The organism is Bacillus sp. B.PNR1, assembly GCF_030386235.1.
GTDB lineage: Bacteria > Bacillota > Bacilli > Bacillales > Bacillaceae > Bacillus > Bacillus stercoris.
In genome coordinates this window covers 1,517,145-1,532,698 of sequence record NZ_JANYMN010000001.1, presented here as the reverse complement: position 1 = coordinate 1,532,698, position 15,554 = coordinate 1,517,145, and the positions used below count along the sequence as shown (strand labels likewise).

Genomic DNA, 15,554 nt, shown 5'->3' with positions numbered 1-15,554 from the left:
GTGAAAAACCCAAAACGACATGTCTTGGGTTTTTCAATACTATGGATGATTCAGTTTTACAGTGCCGCCTGCAGGCGAATGGGGCATATTTGCCAAAGAAATGCTCATGCCCCCAAGAATAATTCCGCTTAAAATGGCTGCGATCGCTACTCTTCTTCCTAAATCTCTTAGCATCGGTTTCCTCCTTAACGTTTCTCCATTTCCCACAATATGAAGGAAGTGAGGAAAAAAGAAGCAAGAAATTTGCCGCGTGTGAGATTTATGCAAGGGCAGACTATTTAATTGCCTTTTGCAGCTTATCAATCACTTCTAAAGAACGGCCTGTGCCGATTGCTACAGATTCAAGCGGGTTTTGCGCCACATGTACAGGCACGACAATCTCTTCTGTAAGCCATTCTTTAATTCCATTAAGAAGCGCGCCGCCTCCTGTTAAAATAACGCCGCGGTCGACAATATCTCCGCTTAATTCAGGCGGGCAGTCCTCAAGTGTCGCTCTGATGGCTTCAAGAATATGCAGGAGAGATTCGCGCATTGCATCTTGAATTTCGTTGGATTGAAGCATAATGGTTTTTGGAAGGCCTGTCACGAGGTCGCGTCCCCGAATTTCCATTGCCTCAGGTATATGTTCAATCAGAGCATGGCCGATTTCCATTTTTACCTGCTCAGCCGTACGTTCGCCGATCAGTAAATTGTATTTTTTCCGGACGAAAGAAACGATATCCTCATCAAGCTGGTCTCCGCCGATTCTAATAGAATGGCAGGAAACAACGCCACCGAAGGAAATGATAGCGACTTCTGTCGTCCCTCCGCCGATATCTACGACCACATTGGCAACCGGCTCGTCAACCGGTAAATCCGCTCCGATGGCGGCTGCTACTGGCTCTTCGATTAAATGAACGTTTTTCGCGCCGCAATTTTTCACCGCATCACTGATGGCACGGCGCTCTACCGCTGTTGAGCCTGACGGTGTGCAAACGACTACGTTCGGCTTTCTGAACGACATGCCGATGCTTTTTGCGGCTTTTTTCATAATGTGCTTTAGCAGATCAGTTGTCATATCATAGTCTGCGATCACGCCATCTTTCATCGGTCTGACAGCCACAATTTTTCCCGGTGTTTTACCGATCATGTTTTTGGCGTCAGCTCCGATTGCAAGCACTGCTTTTGTCGTTGTATCCACTGCGACAACAGATGGTTCATTTAGGATAATCCCTTTATTTTTGCTGTAAACAAGTATATTAGCAGTTCCTAAGTCAATCCCAATTTCAGTTGATTGAAACATGTTTTCACCCAATCTCTATCCTAATTTAATATGATTCTACATTTAAAGTTTCTCAGAAATACTGCGATTTTTGGGGGTGTGTGTCGGTAAAGAAATGTTTTTGTAAAAAATCAAGGAGCTGTGTAACAGAAGTAATACATTTTTCGGTTTTATGGAAAAAATATCTTGTGATTCTTATAGAAAGCGGGAAACTTTTTTTGAGTTTCATTCGTCTACGATATATTGAGGTGCATCCTTAAACATTACATGAGAAAAGAAACATTTAAAGGAAGAAGGGTTTTTATGAAATCAATAGGTGTTGTGAGAAAAGTAGATGAATTAGGCCGCATTGTTATGCCGATAGAGTTAAGACGGGCATTGGATATTGCCATAAAAGACAGCATTGAGTTTTTTGTTGACGGAGATAAAATTATCTTGAAAAAGTACAAACCTCATGGCGTTTGTTTAATGACTGGAGAAATCACTTCAGAAAATAAAGATTACGGCAACGGCAAAATTACGCTAAGCCCTGAGGGTGCACAGCTGCTTCTCGAAGAAATTCAAGCCGCTTTAAAAGAATAAAATTATGTTGAAAAAGGCGGAGCGATATCATCTCCGCCTTTTTTGCGTGCCAATTTTTGATTACCGCCGCCTAAGATAAGACATCAAGAATATTTGGTAATGAATGATTTGGGATACTTTACATATTTTACTCAATTATTTGTCGAAGAATGGTACAATAAGTAGAGAAACACAAGCGGCAGGTGGTCATATGAGAAAATATCAAGCTCGTATCATTTCCATCATTTTGGCAATGATTTTTATAATGTTTTGGGATTATTTATTTTATTTTATAGGCAAAAACCCGATTAATTGGCCTGTTGATATTGTGTATACTGCAGTCACGCTGGTGAGTGTCTGGATGCTGGCTTATTATATTGATGAGAAACAGCAGCTGGTTAAGAAAATGAAGGATAACGAATGGAAGTATAAGCAGCTTTCTGAAGAAAAAAACCGTATCATGGATAATTTGCAGGAAATCGTATTTCAAACGAATGCAAAAGGCGAAATTACATATTTAAACCAAGCGTGGGCATCAATAACCGGCTTTTCAATCAGTGAATGTATGGGAACGATGTATAATGATTACTTCATAAAAGAAAAGCACGTAGCGGACCACATTAACACACAAATCCAAAACAAGGCGTCTTCTGGCATGTTTACGGCAAAATACGTGACAAAGAACGGCACGATTTTTTGGGGAGAAGTTCATTATAAACTTTACTATGACCGGGATGACCAATTTACAGGCAGCCTGGGTACAATGTCAGATATCACTGAGCGGAAAGAGGCTGAAGATGAGCTCATTGAGATTAATGAACGGCTGGCGAGGGAATCCCAGAAACTATCAATCACAAGTGAACTTGCCGCCGGTATTGCTCATGAGGTTAGAAACCCTTTAACATCTGTCAGCGGTTTCCTCCAGATTATGAAAACACAATATCCGGACAGAAAAGACTATTTTGACATCATCTTTTCAGAGATTAAAAGAATCGATTTAGTTCTCAGCGAGCTGTTGCTGCTTGCAAAACCGCAGGCGATTACATTCAAAACGCACCAGCTTAATGAGATTTTGAAACAAGTCACGACATTGCTTGATACCAATGCTATTCTGTCCAATATCGTCATAGAGAAACATTTCAAAGAGACAGATGGCTGCATGATTAACGGGGACGAGAATCAGCTAAAGCAGGTTTTTATCAATATCATTAAAAACGGAATTGAGGCAATGCCACAGGGCGGTGTCGTAACCATTTCAACTGCAAAAACCGCCTCTCATGCAGTGATAAGCGTAAAGGATGAAGGAAGCGGTATGCCGCAGGAAAAACTGAAGCAGATTGGCAAACCTTTTTATTCCACAAAAGAAAAGGGTACCGGATTGGGACTTCCCATTTGTTTGAGAATCTTGAAGGAACATGACGGGGAATTGAAAATCGAAAGCGAAGCTGGAAAAGGCAGTGTCTTTCAAGTGGTTTTGCCTTTAAAATCAGACAGCTGAGAGGAGAAAAATAAAATGAACTCGCTTCTGTTTGTATACGGGACACTAAGAAAGCATGAAAAAAACCATCATTTGCTGGCACAATCGGCATGTATCAATGAGCAGGCCAGAACAAAGGGAAGTATGTTTGCTGCCAAAGAGGGGCCCACAGCCGTTTTAAATGGTGAAGGCTATATATACGGCGAAGTATATGAAGCAGACGAATTGTGTATACATAAGCTTGATCAATTTTTTCAAGGATATCATAAACAAATGGTGTTTATAGAAACCGATGTCGGAATTAAAAATGCGCTTATTTATTTTATGAACAAAGACGAGTGTGCCGGTTTTACGAAAATAAGCATTGGGGACTGGAAAGAACATCAGATGATCAGCAAATCGAAAAATCCCGTTTATTATTTTGCCTATGGATCATGCATGGATCATGCCCGCTTTCAAAAGGCGGGAGTCAGTCACTATTTTCAAGATCCAGTGGGAAGAGCTGTTTTAAAAGGATACACAACCCGCTTCACGTTAAAAAGAGAAGACGGCTCAAGAGCGGATATGCTGGAAGACGGAGGAATAACAGAAGGCGTTTTATATCGGATCCCTTATTCTGCTCTCTCCTATCTATATAAAAGGGAGGGCGTTGAATCACTTACGTATCGGCCGGCATTTGTGGACGTTGAAGCAGGCGGAAGACACTATACAGACTGCTTAACCTTTCTCGTTCTCAAAAAAGAAGCGGAAACTGCTCCGCCTCAGCACTATCAGATTGAAATTGAACGCGGGGCGGAGCTGTATTTGTCGCCTGAGTTTACTGAAAAGCTTAAGCAGCATATGAATTCGCTGCCAAAGGATAACACTGTAACAAAAGATTATGATAAAATTTGATCAATATGATGTTATATAAAGGAGCACCACTATGAAAAAAGAATTTGCGGTAATTGGGCTAGGCCGTTTTGGCGGCAGTATTTGCAAAGCATTAAGCGAAGAAGGCGTCGAGGTTATGGCAATGGATATCGATGAAGATAAAGTCAACGAGTATGCCAAGATAGCATCTCACGCCGTTATCGGTGATTCAACAGACGAATCTGTCCTGAAAAATTTAGGCCTGCGAAATTTTGACCACGTGATTGTAGCCATCGGGGAAAATATTCAAGCGAGTATTTTAACAACACTCATTCTGAAAGAACTCGGCGTTCATACGATTACAGTTAAAGCACAGAACGATTATCACGAAAAAGTGCTGTCTAAAATCGGTGCGGATCACATTGTACACCCGGAACGCGATATGGCAAAAAGAATTGCACATAATATCGTGTCCAACAATGTACTTGACTATTTGGAGCTGTCTGAAGAGCATAGTCTTGTTGAAATAGTAGCTAACAGCCGTCTGGCTGGAAATACACTTCTTGATTTAGATATACGTGCAAAATACGGTATTAACATTGTAGCCATTAAAAGGGGCAAGGAAGTTATCGTATCACCGCTTGCAACCGAAGTCATCCACCAAGAAGATATACTTATTGTTATTGGGTCAGTCACAGACATCTCCCGTTTTGAAAAAAGAGTTCTTCATACAAAATAGCAGTAAAAAAAACCGTCCACAGAGGGCGGTTTTAATATTATCAGAATATAACAACTTTAATGAACCGAGCGTCAATTTCTTAACATTTTATTGACTAAGCATAGGCGATCCGATAGCATATTGTACCATATAATAAAAAAGAGGAGGGGCCTATTTGAATAAAGAAGCGCTAGTCAATAGGCTGAATGCTTCAGCCCGAAGACAAAAAGCTGATATCGTCATTAAGAACGGAAAAATGATGGACGTATATAATCAAGAGTGGATATATGAAGATATTGCGATTACAGACGGAGTTATTGTAGGCCTTGGCGACTATGAAGGCGAAAATGTCATTGATGCAGAGGGACAAATGATTGTTCCGGGTTTTATTGATGGACATGTACATATTGAGTCATCAATGGTTACACCGATAGAGTTTGCTAAAGCAGTATTGCCTCATGGCGTGACGACCGTTGTTACAGACCCGCATGAGATCGCGAATGTGTCTGGGGAAAAAGGGATTGCGTTTATGCTTGAACAAGCCCGACATACACCGCTGAACATTTATTTTATGCTTCCTTCCAGTGTGCCTGCCGCAAGTTTTGAGCGATCAGGCGCAATTCTCAAAGCTGTCGATCTCAAGCCTTTTTATGAAGAAGAAGAAGTATTAGGGCTGGCTGAAGTTATGGATTATGTGTCGGTTCAGCAGGCTGAAGAAGATATGGTTCAGAAACTGCTTGATGCACGTGTTGCAGGAAAACGGATAGACGGCCATTTAGCCGGTTTATCAACAGACCTCATTAACATTTATAGAACCGCATTTGTTTCAAACGATCATGAAGTAACATCGAAGGAAGAAGCTCTTGATCGTATCAGAAGGGGCATGTATGTCATGATGCGTGAGGGTTCAGTCGCAAAAAATACTCTCAATGTGCTGCCGGCGGTGAATGAAAAGAACGCACGCCGTTTCTTTTTCTGTACAGATGATAAACATGTGGATGATTTGCTGTCAGAGGGAAGTGTGAATCATCAGGTGAAAATGGCGATTCAAGCCGGTCTTGATCCGTTTATAGCTTATCAATTAGGAAGCCTCAATGCAGCCGAATGCTACGGACTAGATACAAAGGGAGCGATTGCCCCGGGTTTTGACGCTGATTTGCTCTTTGTATCTGATCTGGAAAATGTCATTGTCACAAGGACGATGATAAAAGGACAGACTGTTGCTGAAGACAGCAAAGCAGTCTATCAGGAGCATGCTTCTACTGCAGCATCAGAACCGGCACTGTTAGACTCTGTTAAGCTTGCTGCTCCTCTTAACAAACAGGATTTTCTTATGCCGATTGATTCAGAGCAGCAGCTCAATGTCATTCAAATCATTCCAAACCAGCTTGAAACACGATTAGTACATGTTCCGGCTTCTGGTGCCCGCAACTTTGAGCCTGACACTGAGCTCGATTTGTTAAAGATTGCAGTTGTTGAGCGGCATAAAGGATTAAAAGAAATCGGGCTCGGTGTTGTGAAAGGATTTGGATTCAAGAGCGGAGCAATCGCCACAACCATTTCACACGACTCCCATAATATTATTGCCGTCGGAACGAATGATGAGGATATTGCGGCGGCAGTAAATAAACTGCAGGAAATTGGCGGAGGATTAACGATTATAAAAAATGGGGAAGAGCTCCATTCAGTACCGCTGCCGATTGCAGGGTTATTATCCGACCAAACCGCGGAGCAAGTGAATCAAAGCTTGCTGACGCTGCATGATCAATTGTCGTTAGTCGGTTTTAAAGGCGGATTTAATCCATTTTTGACATTGTCGTTTTTAGCTTTGCCTGTTATTCCAGATATCAAAATGACGACAACAGGATTATTTGATGTAAAATCTTTTCAACATATATCACTGCAATAAAAAAGATGCACTCCCTAAGTGAGTGCATCTTTTTTTCAAACCTCCATAATGATCGGCAGGATCATCGGACGGCGCTTTGTTTTTTCGTACAAGAAAGGTGCAAGAGTGTCTGTAATCTCGTTTTTGATTTCAGACCATTGAGTCGTTTTTCGTTCCATGACTTTTTGTAAGTGATTTGAAATGAGCTCTTGAGCGTCGTTGATCAAGTCGCCAGATTCTCTCATGTATACAAATCCTCTGGAAATCAAATCAGGACCCGCTGAAATCTTGAAGTCGTCCATGTCAATGCTGACAACAACGATGACAAGGCCTTCTTCAGAGAGAATTCTGCGATCACGAAGTACGATATTGCCAATATCACCGATACCGCTTCCGTCAATGTATACTGAACCGGACGGGATTTTTCCTGCAACCGAAGCCTCATCGCCTTTAAGCGCTAATACTTCACCGTTATCCATGATAAAGCAGTTTTCCTCTGGGATGCCGCAATCTGTTGCAAGCTTGACATGCATCTTTTGCATTCTGTACTCACCGTGAATCGGCATGAAGAATTTAGGCTTGATTAAACGGAGCATCAGCTTCTGTTCTTCCTGTCCGCCGTGACCAGATGTATGGATATCGTTAAGAGGGCCGTGAATAACCTCAGCACCCGCGCGATACAGCTGGTTGATCGTTCGACTCACACTGATTGTGTTGCCTGGGATAGGGGATGAAGAAAATACGACTGTATCCCCAGGATTGATTGAAATTTGGCGGTGTGTGCCATTTGCAATTCTTGATAACGCCGCCATTGGTTCCCCTTGGCTTCCTGTACATAAAATCGTTACTTTATTAGCAGGCATACGATTGATTTCGTTATGCTCAATAAACGTATTTTTAGGACAGTTAATATAACCGAGTGTCTGTCCAATTTCGATAGCCGATTCCATACTGCGTCCAAATACGGCAACTTTTCTTCCATTTTGTACAGCAGCCTCGATTACCTGCTGCAAGCGGTGAATATTCGACGCAAATGTAGCGAAGATAATTCGGCCGTCCACCTTGCGGAAAATGTCATGAATGCTTTCTCCTACACGGCGCTCAGACATGGTGAACTCAGGGTTTTCACTGTTTGTGCTGTCTGAAAGAAGGCATAAAACGCCTTCTTTTCCGATTTCGGCCATTTTCGTTAAGTTTGCTGGCTCTCCGACTGGAGTAAAGTCGAATTTGAAATCCCCAGTATGTACGATGTTTCCAGGTGGCGTTTTTACAACAATGCCGTAGGAATCTGGAATACTGTGTGTCGTTCTGAAGAATGACACGGCCGTTTTGCGGAACTTTACGATATCATCCTCGCCGATAATGTTTAGTTTCGTTTGTCTTAATAATCCATGCTCTTCAAGTTTATTCCGAAGTAAGCCGATCGCGAGTTTTCCGCCGTATACAGGAATATTCACTTGTCTGAGCAGGTATGGAATACCGCCGATGTGGTCTTCGTGACCGTGGGTGATAAAAAGCCCTTTAATTTTATCTTCGTTTTTGACTAAATACGTATAATCAGGGATAACGTAGTCAATTCCGAGCAGTTCGTCCTCGGGAAACTTGATCCCCGCATCAATCAGCACAATTTCATCTTGGAATTGCACCGCGTACGTATTTTTACCGATTTCGCCCAAACCTCCTAGGGCGAAAACAGCAGTCTGATCATTTTTTACAAATTTCATACCGCTCATAACTCCAATACTTTAAAATTTTCGCTCTGTTGTTCATATTCTAAGAATGCACCATCCACAGGTGTAATAAACTCAATATTAAATTTCTTTTCTTTCAGCTTTGTTCTGACGTCACGCTCAGATACGCCTTCAATATAAAGTGAATCTGTCTTTTCCCGTACAGGTACTTCGTCAGCCTTTTCTTGATAAAATACCTTATAAATCATTCCAAATCTCTCCTTAAATGCCGTATGTTAGACTCGCTGATTCTATTATATTCGAAAACGGAATATAAGGAAAGCCTTGAGCAAAATAAGGACCTCTCAAAAAGTGAAAGATCCCTTGTCAGGCAATGGCTTTCTTGCGGAGTATTCCGTTCCATTGTCTTCTGAGTTTCTTTCTTAATTTACGCAGCATTAGCCAGTCCCTCCTTTAATAAAAAATTTGTCCCAGAGTTCTTTTATACTAATAGTATACGGAGATTAAGGAAGACTTTTCGTGGTTATTAATGGAATTTAATATGATTTTTGAACGAAATTGTTTGCTGAATGACAAACTTTTTGTATGATGAGGTTGGGAATTGCAGAACTAGACGATAAAGGGGAAGTTGCGATGGATTCAAAATTAATCTTTTTTGATATTGACGGCACGTTATATGATCATGATAAGAATATACCGGAAAGTACGAGAAAAACCGTGGCGGAGCTGCAGCGCCAAGGGCATCATGTGTTTATTGCCAGCGGCCGGTCGCCGTTTATGGTTAAGCCGATTTTGGAGGAGCTTGGGATCAACTCATTTATTTCCTACAATGGACAGTATGTTGTCTTTGAAAATCAAGTGATTTATAAAAATCCGCTGCCTGAAGATGCAATCAGACGATTATTAAAACAGGCGGGGAAAGACAAACATCCTGTTGTGTTTATGGCTGAAGACACGATGAAAGCCACAGTTGCGGATCACCCTCATATTCTCGAGGGAATCGGCAGCCTTAAAACCGATTATCCGGAGACCGATGACCTTTTTTATGAAGGAAAAGAAATTTTTCAGCTTCTTTTATTCTGTCAGGATGAAGAAGAAAAAGCTTATGCCGCTTTTCCTGAGTTTGATCTAGTGCGCTGGCATGAGCTATCGACTGATGTTTTGCCTCACGGAGGCTCGAAGGCAGAAGGGATCAAAAAAGTCATCGAGCGTCTTCCGTTTGATGTCGGAGATACATATGCTTTCGGCGACGGATTAAATGATCTGCAAATGATTGAATATGTTGGAACAGGCGTTGCTATGGGAAATGCTGTTCCTGAATTGAAGGAAATCGCGGACTTTGTAACAAAGCCGGTGGACGAGGATGGAATTGCATACGCTGTCAAAGAATTGGGCCTTTTAAAATAAAGAAACGGCTGGCATTGTGCCAGCCGTTTTTTCTTTTAGCGTTCAATTGCGATTGCATTTTCAGGCTCTTGAAAAGGATTTTCCTTATCAATATGATCATAGAACATAACGCCGTTCAAATGATCGATCTCATGCTGAAACACAATAGCCGGAAACCCTTTTAAACGAATATCAATGTTTTCGCCTTCTAGTGTTGTTCCTTTTACTCTGATGCGAGCATAGCGGGGAACATAACCGGGAATCGCTTCATCCACAGACAGGCAGCCCTCGCCGCTTGTTAAGTAGCTTTTTTCAACTGAATGGCTGACGATCTTAGGATTAAACAGTGCATAACTGTACAACTTGCCGGAAGCATCTTCCGCATGAACGGCGATCATTCGTTTTTTGATATTAATTTGAGGAGCTGCGAGTCCTACGCCAGGGCGCAGCTTGTATTTTTCGGCTAATTCCGGATTTTGGCTGTTTTTAACAAATTCGATCATGTCGGCCAGCTGCTGTTTTTCTGCATCAGTTGGAGGCAGCTCAACTGGTTCTGCAGTCTCTCTGAGGGCTGGATGGCCGTCACGTACGATGTTTTCCATAGTAATCAAGAAACTCACTCCTAAAGCTTAATATGTAAATTATATCGGATTTCTTCACAAAGGTGCAACGAACGAATGACCAGCCGTATATGGCTGGTCAAGTTCATGCTGTGTGGTTAGCAACAGCCTCCGCCTAAATAAGCAGCTCCGACAATGATTAACAGAATGAATAAAACAACGATTAGCGCAAAGGTGCGGCCGTAGCCATATCCGTAGCCACCATATCCGTAACCACCATAACCGCAGCAGCCTCCGCCGAAACCATATCCATACATATTACATAACCTCCTCTTTTAATTACGCCAGAGCCTTATTAAGTAGGCATAGCGTCTACTATAACCTATGTAAAAACTAAAAAGTTGTATGGTCATCTGTCCTGATTTTTCACTTTTTGATTTAATTTCAGTATGCATTTATACAGCACAGCTATTGCCAAATGTCCCCATGGATTCTATAGTAGAAATTGTCAAGATTGGGGGATTCAACGTGATAGACGCAATAAAACGGCGGCCTGTAATAATGATTGGAGCTTTTTGTTCTATGCTACTGATATTAACAGGATGCATGGAGCAGGACCCGGTTGATTCACTTCATCATTCATTAGAAAAAGCCGCAGAGTCGGAAAAACCGTTTCAAGAAGAACAAAAAACACTCAAAGAATTAGAGGCAAAAGAAAATCAGCTTTACGATAGTGTGATGAAGCTCAATATGGATGATTATAAAAAAATTGTAGCTTTATCTAATGAGGCGCTTGAAAACGTCAGCAAGCGCGAAGAACATCTGAAGCTTGAAAATGACAGCTTGAAAAAATCGGAATCAGAATTTGAAGAAGCAAAAACGTCAGCAGAACATATTAAGGAAAAAGACATAAAAGAAAAGGCCTATGCCGCAGCAAACCACATGGAGAAAAGGTATACATCATATGGCTCCATGTATGAAGAGTATCAAAAAGCGCTTAAGCTTAATAAAAAGCTGTATATGCAGCTAAAAAACAAAGACTTGACAAGAGATGATCTGGATCAGCAGATCGATAAAGTTAATGTTTCTTATGAAAAAATCCATAAATATAACGGAGAATTTAATGTGCAAACGCAAAAATATAATAAAGCCCGTGAAGATTTATATGATGCTGCAGGCTATCATGTGAAAAAGAGCTGACTCGATCAGCTCTTTTTTTAAATAAATGCGATGCAGATTTTGTTCAAAATTTTCATTTCTATTGTAGTACAGCGTAGTGAGGTATACTAGTACAGTTTTGGGTGCAGTTGACATCTGTTTTTTCAATGAAAATGTAAAGCGAATACATTTATTGAAAATCAGCGATGAAAACGATTGACGGCTCTTCTTTATTTGGTGTAAACTAATCCATGTTAAGCGGTGTTGTATTAGTTTTTTACAACTTCGAAATAATACAGTTCAAAGCAGAGTGTAACTATCCTACATAAAAGGTTTTGGCAAACTGGGGATCGGCTAAAATATATACGACTTACTGCTGATACTTTAGGGTACCCTAAGTTTGTATGTATAAAGGAATGCACGTCTAATGACTGTTTAAAAGAAAGGAAGAGGTGACTTAGTATGGCTGCAAAAACGAAAAAAGCTATCGTTGACAGTAAGAAGCAATTTGATGCCATTAAAAAGCAGTTCGAAACGTTCCAAATTTTAAATGAAAAGGGAGAAGTCGTGAATGAAGCGGCGATGCCTGATTTAACTGATGATCAATTAAAAGAGCTAATGCGCCGCATGGTATTTACGCGTGTGCTTGATCAGCGCTCTATCTCATTAAACCGTCAAGGACGTCTCGGATTTTACGCTCCTACTGCGGGTCAAGAAGCTTCTCAGATTGCAACGCATTTCGCGCTTGAAAAAGAAGACTTTGTTCTTCCTGGATACCGTGATGTGCCTCAGTTAATTTGGCACGGCCTTCCATTATATCAAGCGTTTCTTTTCTCTCGCGGACATTTCAGAGGAAACCAAATGCCTGATGATGTGAATGCCCTTTCTCCACAAATCATTATCGGTGCTCAATACATTCAAACTGCCGGTGTTGCGCTAGGTCTTAAAAAACGCGGTAAGAAAGCTGTTGCAATTACTTACACTGGTGACGGCGGAGCTTCTCAAGGGGACTTCTACGAAGGAATTAACTTTGCCGGCGCTTATAAAGCACCTGCAATCTTCGTGGTGCAAAACAACCGTTACGCGATTTCAACTCCTGTTGAAAAACAATCTGCAGCTGAAACAATTGCACAAAAAGCTGTAGCTGCCGGTATTGTTGGCGTACAAGTAGACGGAATGGATCCGCTTGCTGTATACGCAGCAACTGCTGAAGCACGTGAGCGTGCAATCAACGGCGAAGGTCCGACACTAATTGAAACACTTACATTCCGTTATGGCCCGCACACAATGGCTGGTGACGATCCTACTAAATATCGTACAAAAGAAATCGAAAATGAGTGGGAGCAAAAAGATCCGCTTGTACGCTTCCGTGCGTTCCTTGAAAACAAAGGCTTATGGTCTGAAGAAGAAGAAGCAAAAGTAATTGAGGATGCGAAAGAAGAAATTAAGCAAGCGATCAAAAAAGCTGATGCTGAACCGAAGCAAAAAGTAACTGATTTAATGAAAATCATGTACGAAAAAATGCCTCACAACCTTGAGGAGCAATTTGAAATTTATACACAGAAGGAGTCGAAGTAAGCCATGGCGCAAATGACAATGATTCAAGCAATCACGGATGCGTTACGCACAGAACTGAAAAATGACGAAAATGTCTTAGTTTTCGGAGAAGACGTTGGTGTAAACGGCGGCGTATTCCGTGCGACAGAAGGATTGCAAAAAGAATTCGGTGAAGACCGTGTGTTTGACACGCCACTTGCTGAATCTGGTATCGGCGGTCTTGCCCTTGGTTTAGGCTTAAACGGCTTCCGTCCGGTAATGGAAATCCAATTCTTCGGATTTGTTTACGAAGTAATGGATTCAGTTTCTGGCCAAATGGCTCGTATGCGCTACCGTTCTGGCGGACGCTGGACTTCACCTGTAACAATTCGTTCTCCATTCGGCGGCGGTGTTCATACGCCTGAACTTCACGCTGACAGCTTAGAAGGTCTTGTTGCACAACAGCCTGGTATCAAAGTTGTTATTCCATCAACTCCTTACGATGCCAAAGGACTTTTAATTTCTGCGATCAGAGACAACGATCCTGTTGTTTTCTTAGAGCACATGAAGCTTTACCGTTCTTTCCGTCAGGAAGTTCCTGAAGAAGAATACACAATTGAGCTTGGAAAAGCTGACGTGAAACGTGAAGGTACTGATCTTTCAATCATCACTTACGGCGCAATGGTTCATGAATCATTAAAAGCTGCTGAGGAGCTTGAAAAAGACGGCATTTCTGCTGAAGTTGTCGACCTTCGTACTGTAAGCCCGCTTGATATCGATACAATCATCGCATCTGTAGAAAAAACAGGACGCGCGATTGTCGTTCAAGAGGCGCAAAAACAAGCCGGTATTGCTGCAAACGTAGTAGCAGAAATTAATGACCGTGCAATCTTGAGCTTGGAAGCACCTGTACTTCGCGTAGCTGCGCCTGATACAGTATTTCCTTTCTCTCAAGCTGAGAGCGTATGGCTTCCAAACCATAAAGACGTTCTTGAAACAGCAAGAAAAGTACTTGAATTTTAATCAAACTGCATAATCAAGAGGGAAGATGACGTTTTCCCTCTATTATATATCTGTTTTCAATGCTTACGATGTAACTTTAAAATTGCTTAATCAAACTAGGAGGTCGAGAACTGTGGCATTTGAATTTAAACTTCCAGATATCGGGGAAGGTATCCACGAAGGCGAAATCGTAAAATGGTTTGTCAAGCCTAACGACGAGGTAGACGAAGATGATGTACTGGCTGAAGTCCAAAATGATAAAGCAGTAGTAGAAATTCCTTCACCTGTTAAAGGAAAAGTATTAGAATTAAAAGTTGAAGAGGGAACGGTTGCAACTGTTGGACAAACGATTATTACGTTTGATGCACCTGGTTACGAAGATCTTCAATTTAAAGGCAGCGATGAGTCTGACGAAGCGAAAACTGAAGCACAAGTTCAGTCAACTGCAGAAGCTGGACAAGACGTTGCGAAAGAAGAGCAAGCTAAAGAGCCTGCAAAAGCTACTGGTGCAGGACAGCAGGACCAAGCTGAAGTTGACCCGAACAAACGCGTGATCGCTATGCCTTCTGTACGCAAATATGCTCGTGAAAAAGGCGTAGATATCCGTAAAGTAACTGGTTCTGGTAACAACGGACGTGTTGTCAAAGAGGATATCGACAGCTTTGTAAACGGAGGAGCGCAAGAAGCTGCGCCGCAAGAAACGGCTGCACCACAAGAAACAGCTGCTAAACCGGCTGCTGCACCAGCTCCTGAGGGCGAATTCCCAGAAACACGCGAAAAAATGAGCGGTATCCGTAAAGCAATTGCGAAAGCGATGGTTAACTCTAAGCACACTGCTCCTCACGTAACGTTAATGGACGAAGTGGACGTAACAAACCTTGTTGCACATCGTAAACAGTTCAAACAAGTTGCTGCTGATCAAGGAATCAAGCTGACTTACTTGCCTTACGTTGTAAAAGCTCTTACATCTGCACTGAAAAAATTCCCTGTTTTAAACACGTCAATTGACGATAAAACAGATGAAGTTATCCAAAAACATTACTTCAACATCGGTATCGCTGCTGACACTGAAAAAGGCTTGCTTGTACCGGTTGTGAAAAATGCAGATCGTAAATCTGTCTTTGAAATTTCTGATGAAATCAATGGCCTTGCAACAAAAGCTCGTGAAGGCAAGCTTGCTCCAGCTGAAATGAAAGGCGCATCTTGCACAATTACAAACATCGGTTCTGCCGGCGGACAATGGTTCACTCCGGTTATCAACCATCCAGAAGTTGCGATTCTTGGTATCGGACGCATTGCAGAAAAAGCGATTGTTCGTGATGGCGAAATCGTAGCAGCTCCAGTCTTAGCTCTTTCTCTCAGCTTCGACCACCGTATGATCGACGGAGCAACTGCGCAAAATGCATTAAATCACATCAAGCGTTTACTGAACGATCCACAATTAATTTTAATGGAGGCGTAATG

The 15,554-nt window shown here is 41.8% G+C and carries 16 protein-coding genes; 10 read left to right on the top strand and 6 right to left on the bottom strand.

Annotation, left to right across the window (positions count from 1 at the left end; all coding sequences use genetic code 11):
- Nucleotides 1–39 precede the first annotated feature (39 nt).
- Nucleotides 40–174, bottom strand: coding sequence for a protein YkpC (locus tag NZD81_RS07855; RefSeq protein WP_003238865.1), 135 nt, complete (start codon nt 172–174; stop codon nt 40–42).
- A 100-nt stretch (nt 175–274) separates the two neighbouring features.
- Nucleotides 275–1,282 carry a cell shape-determining protein MreBH gene (mreBH, locus tag NZD81_RS07850; protein WP_003245743.1) on the bottom strand — a complete coding sequence of 336 codons (1,008 nt, stop codon included), beginning with the start codon at nt 1,280–1,282 and terminating at the stop codon, nt 275–277.
- Between the two features lie 282 nt (nt 1,283–1,564).
- On the opposite strand from mreBH, the gene abhA reads away from it, so the two are divergent.
- From abhA to ade, 5 genes are all read left to right on the top strand, one after another.
- Nucleotides 1,565–1,843, top strand: coding sequence for a transcriptional regulator AbhA (gene abhA, locus NZD81_RS07845; protein WP_014663823.1), 279 nt, complete (start codon nt 1,565–1,567; stop codon nt 1,841–1,843).
- 190 nt (nt 1,844–2,033) lie between these two features.
- Entirely contained in the window at nt 2,034–3,320 is a 1,287-nt protein-coding gene (gene kinC, locus NZD81_RS07840; protein ID WP_040083258.1) for a two-component sensor histidine kinase KinC, read from the top strand.
- Between the two features lie 15 nt (nt 3,321–3,335).
- Nucleotides 3,336–4,193, top strand: coding sequence for a gamma-glutamylcyclotransferase family protein (locus NZD81_RS07835; protein ID WP_052438163.1), 858 nt, complete (start codon nt 3,336–3,338; stop codon nt 4,191–4,193).
- A 31-nt stretch (nt 4,194–4,224) separates the two neighbouring features.
- Nucleotides 4,225–4,890 (top strand): Ktr system potassium transporter KtrC, encoded by a 666-nt coding sequence (gene ktrC, locus NZD81_RS07830; RefSeq protein WP_003222311.1) that lies wholly within the window; start codon nt 4,225–4,227, stop codon nt 4,888–4,890.
- A gap of 154 nt (nt 4,891–5,044) precedes the next feature.
- Complete coding sequence (gene ade, locus NZD81_RS07825; protein WP_282374293.1) at nt 5,045–6,778, top strand: adenine deaminase; 1,734 nt, start codon at nt 5,045–5,047, stop codon at nt 6,776–6,778.
- Between the two features lie 35 nt (nt 6,779–6,813).
- Here the strand turns inward: ade and rnjA are convergent, their stop codons facing one another.
- Both rnjA and rnpZA read right to left on the bottom strand, forming a co-directional pair.
- Entirely contained in the window at nt 6,814–8,481 is a 1,668-nt protein-coding gene (gene rnjA / locus NZD81_RS07820) for a ribonuclease J1 (protein WP_003245660.1), read from the bottom strand.
- A gap of 5 nt (nt 8,482–8,486) precedes the next feature.
- A complete protein-coding gene (rnpZA, locus tag NZD81_RS07815; protein WP_003222303.1) occupies nt 8,487–8,696 on the bottom strand; it encodes an RNA polymerase subunit omega 1 in 210 nt (69 codons plus the stop codon).
- Nucleotides 8,697–9,081: 385 nt separating this feature from the next.
- Between rnpZA and NZD81_RS07810 the strand changes: the two genes are divergently transcribed.
- Entirely contained in the window at nt 9,082–9,855 is a 774-nt protein-coding gene (locus tag NZD81_RS07810) for a Cof-type HAD-IIB family hydrolase (RefSeq protein ID WP_069838827.1), read from the top strand.
- Between the two features lie 35 nt (nt 9,856–9,890).
- On the opposite strand, the gene def is transcribed toward NZD81_RS07810, so the two are convergent.
- A complete protein-coding gene (gene def, locus NZD81_RS07805; protein WP_069149536.1) occupies nt 9,891–10,445 on the bottom strand; it encodes a peptide deformylase in 555 nt (184 codons plus the stop codon).
- A 107-nt stretch (nt 10,446–10,552) separates the two neighbouring features.
- The gene (locus tag NZD81_RS07800) at nt 10,553–10,711 is read right to left on the bottom strand and encodes a YjcZ family sporulation protein (RefSeq protein WP_014663830.1); all 159 of its coding nucleotides are present in this window, start codon (nt 10,709–10,711) and stop codon (nt 10,553–10,555) included.
- A 211-nt stretch (nt 10,712–10,922) separates the two neighbouring features.
- On the opposite strand from NZD81_RS07800, the gene NZD81_RS07795 reads away from it, so the two are divergent.
- The 4 genes from NZD81_RS07795 (at nt 10,923) to pdhC (ending at nt 15,552) form a co-directional block, all read left to right on the top strand.
- Nucleotides 10,923–11,594 carry a YkyA family protein gene (locus NZD81_RS07795; RefSeq protein ID WP_040083254.1) on the top strand — a complete coding sequence of 224 codons (672 nt, stop codon included), beginning with the start codon at nt 10,923–10,925 and terminating at the stop codon, nt 11,592–11,594.
- A gap of 420 nt (nt 11,595–12,014) precedes the next feature.
- Entirely contained in the window at nt 12,015–13,130 is a 1,116-nt protein-coding gene (gene pdhA / locus NZD81_RS07790) for a pyruvate dehydrogenase (acetyl-transferring) E1 component subunit alpha (protein WP_003222294.1), read from the top strand.
- Between the two features lie 3 nt (nt 13,131–13,133).
- Nucleotides 13,134–14,111 (top strand): pyruvate dehydrogenase complex E1 component subunit beta, encoded by a 978-nt coding sequence (pdhB, locus tag NZD81_RS07785; RefSeq protein ID WP_014113660.1) that lies wholly within the window; start codon nt 13,134–13,136, stop codon nt 14,109–14,111.
- A 112-nt stretch (nt 14,112–14,223) separates the two neighbouring features.
- On the top strand, nt 14,224–15,552 hold the full coding sequence (gene pdhC, locus NZD81_RS07780; RefSeq protein WP_014663833.1) for a pyruvate dehydrogenase complex dihydrolipoyllysine-residue acetyltransferase: 1,329 nt from the start codon (nt 14,224–14,226) through the stop codon (nt 15,550–15,552).
- Nucleotides 15,553–15,554: the final 2 nt, after the last annotated feature.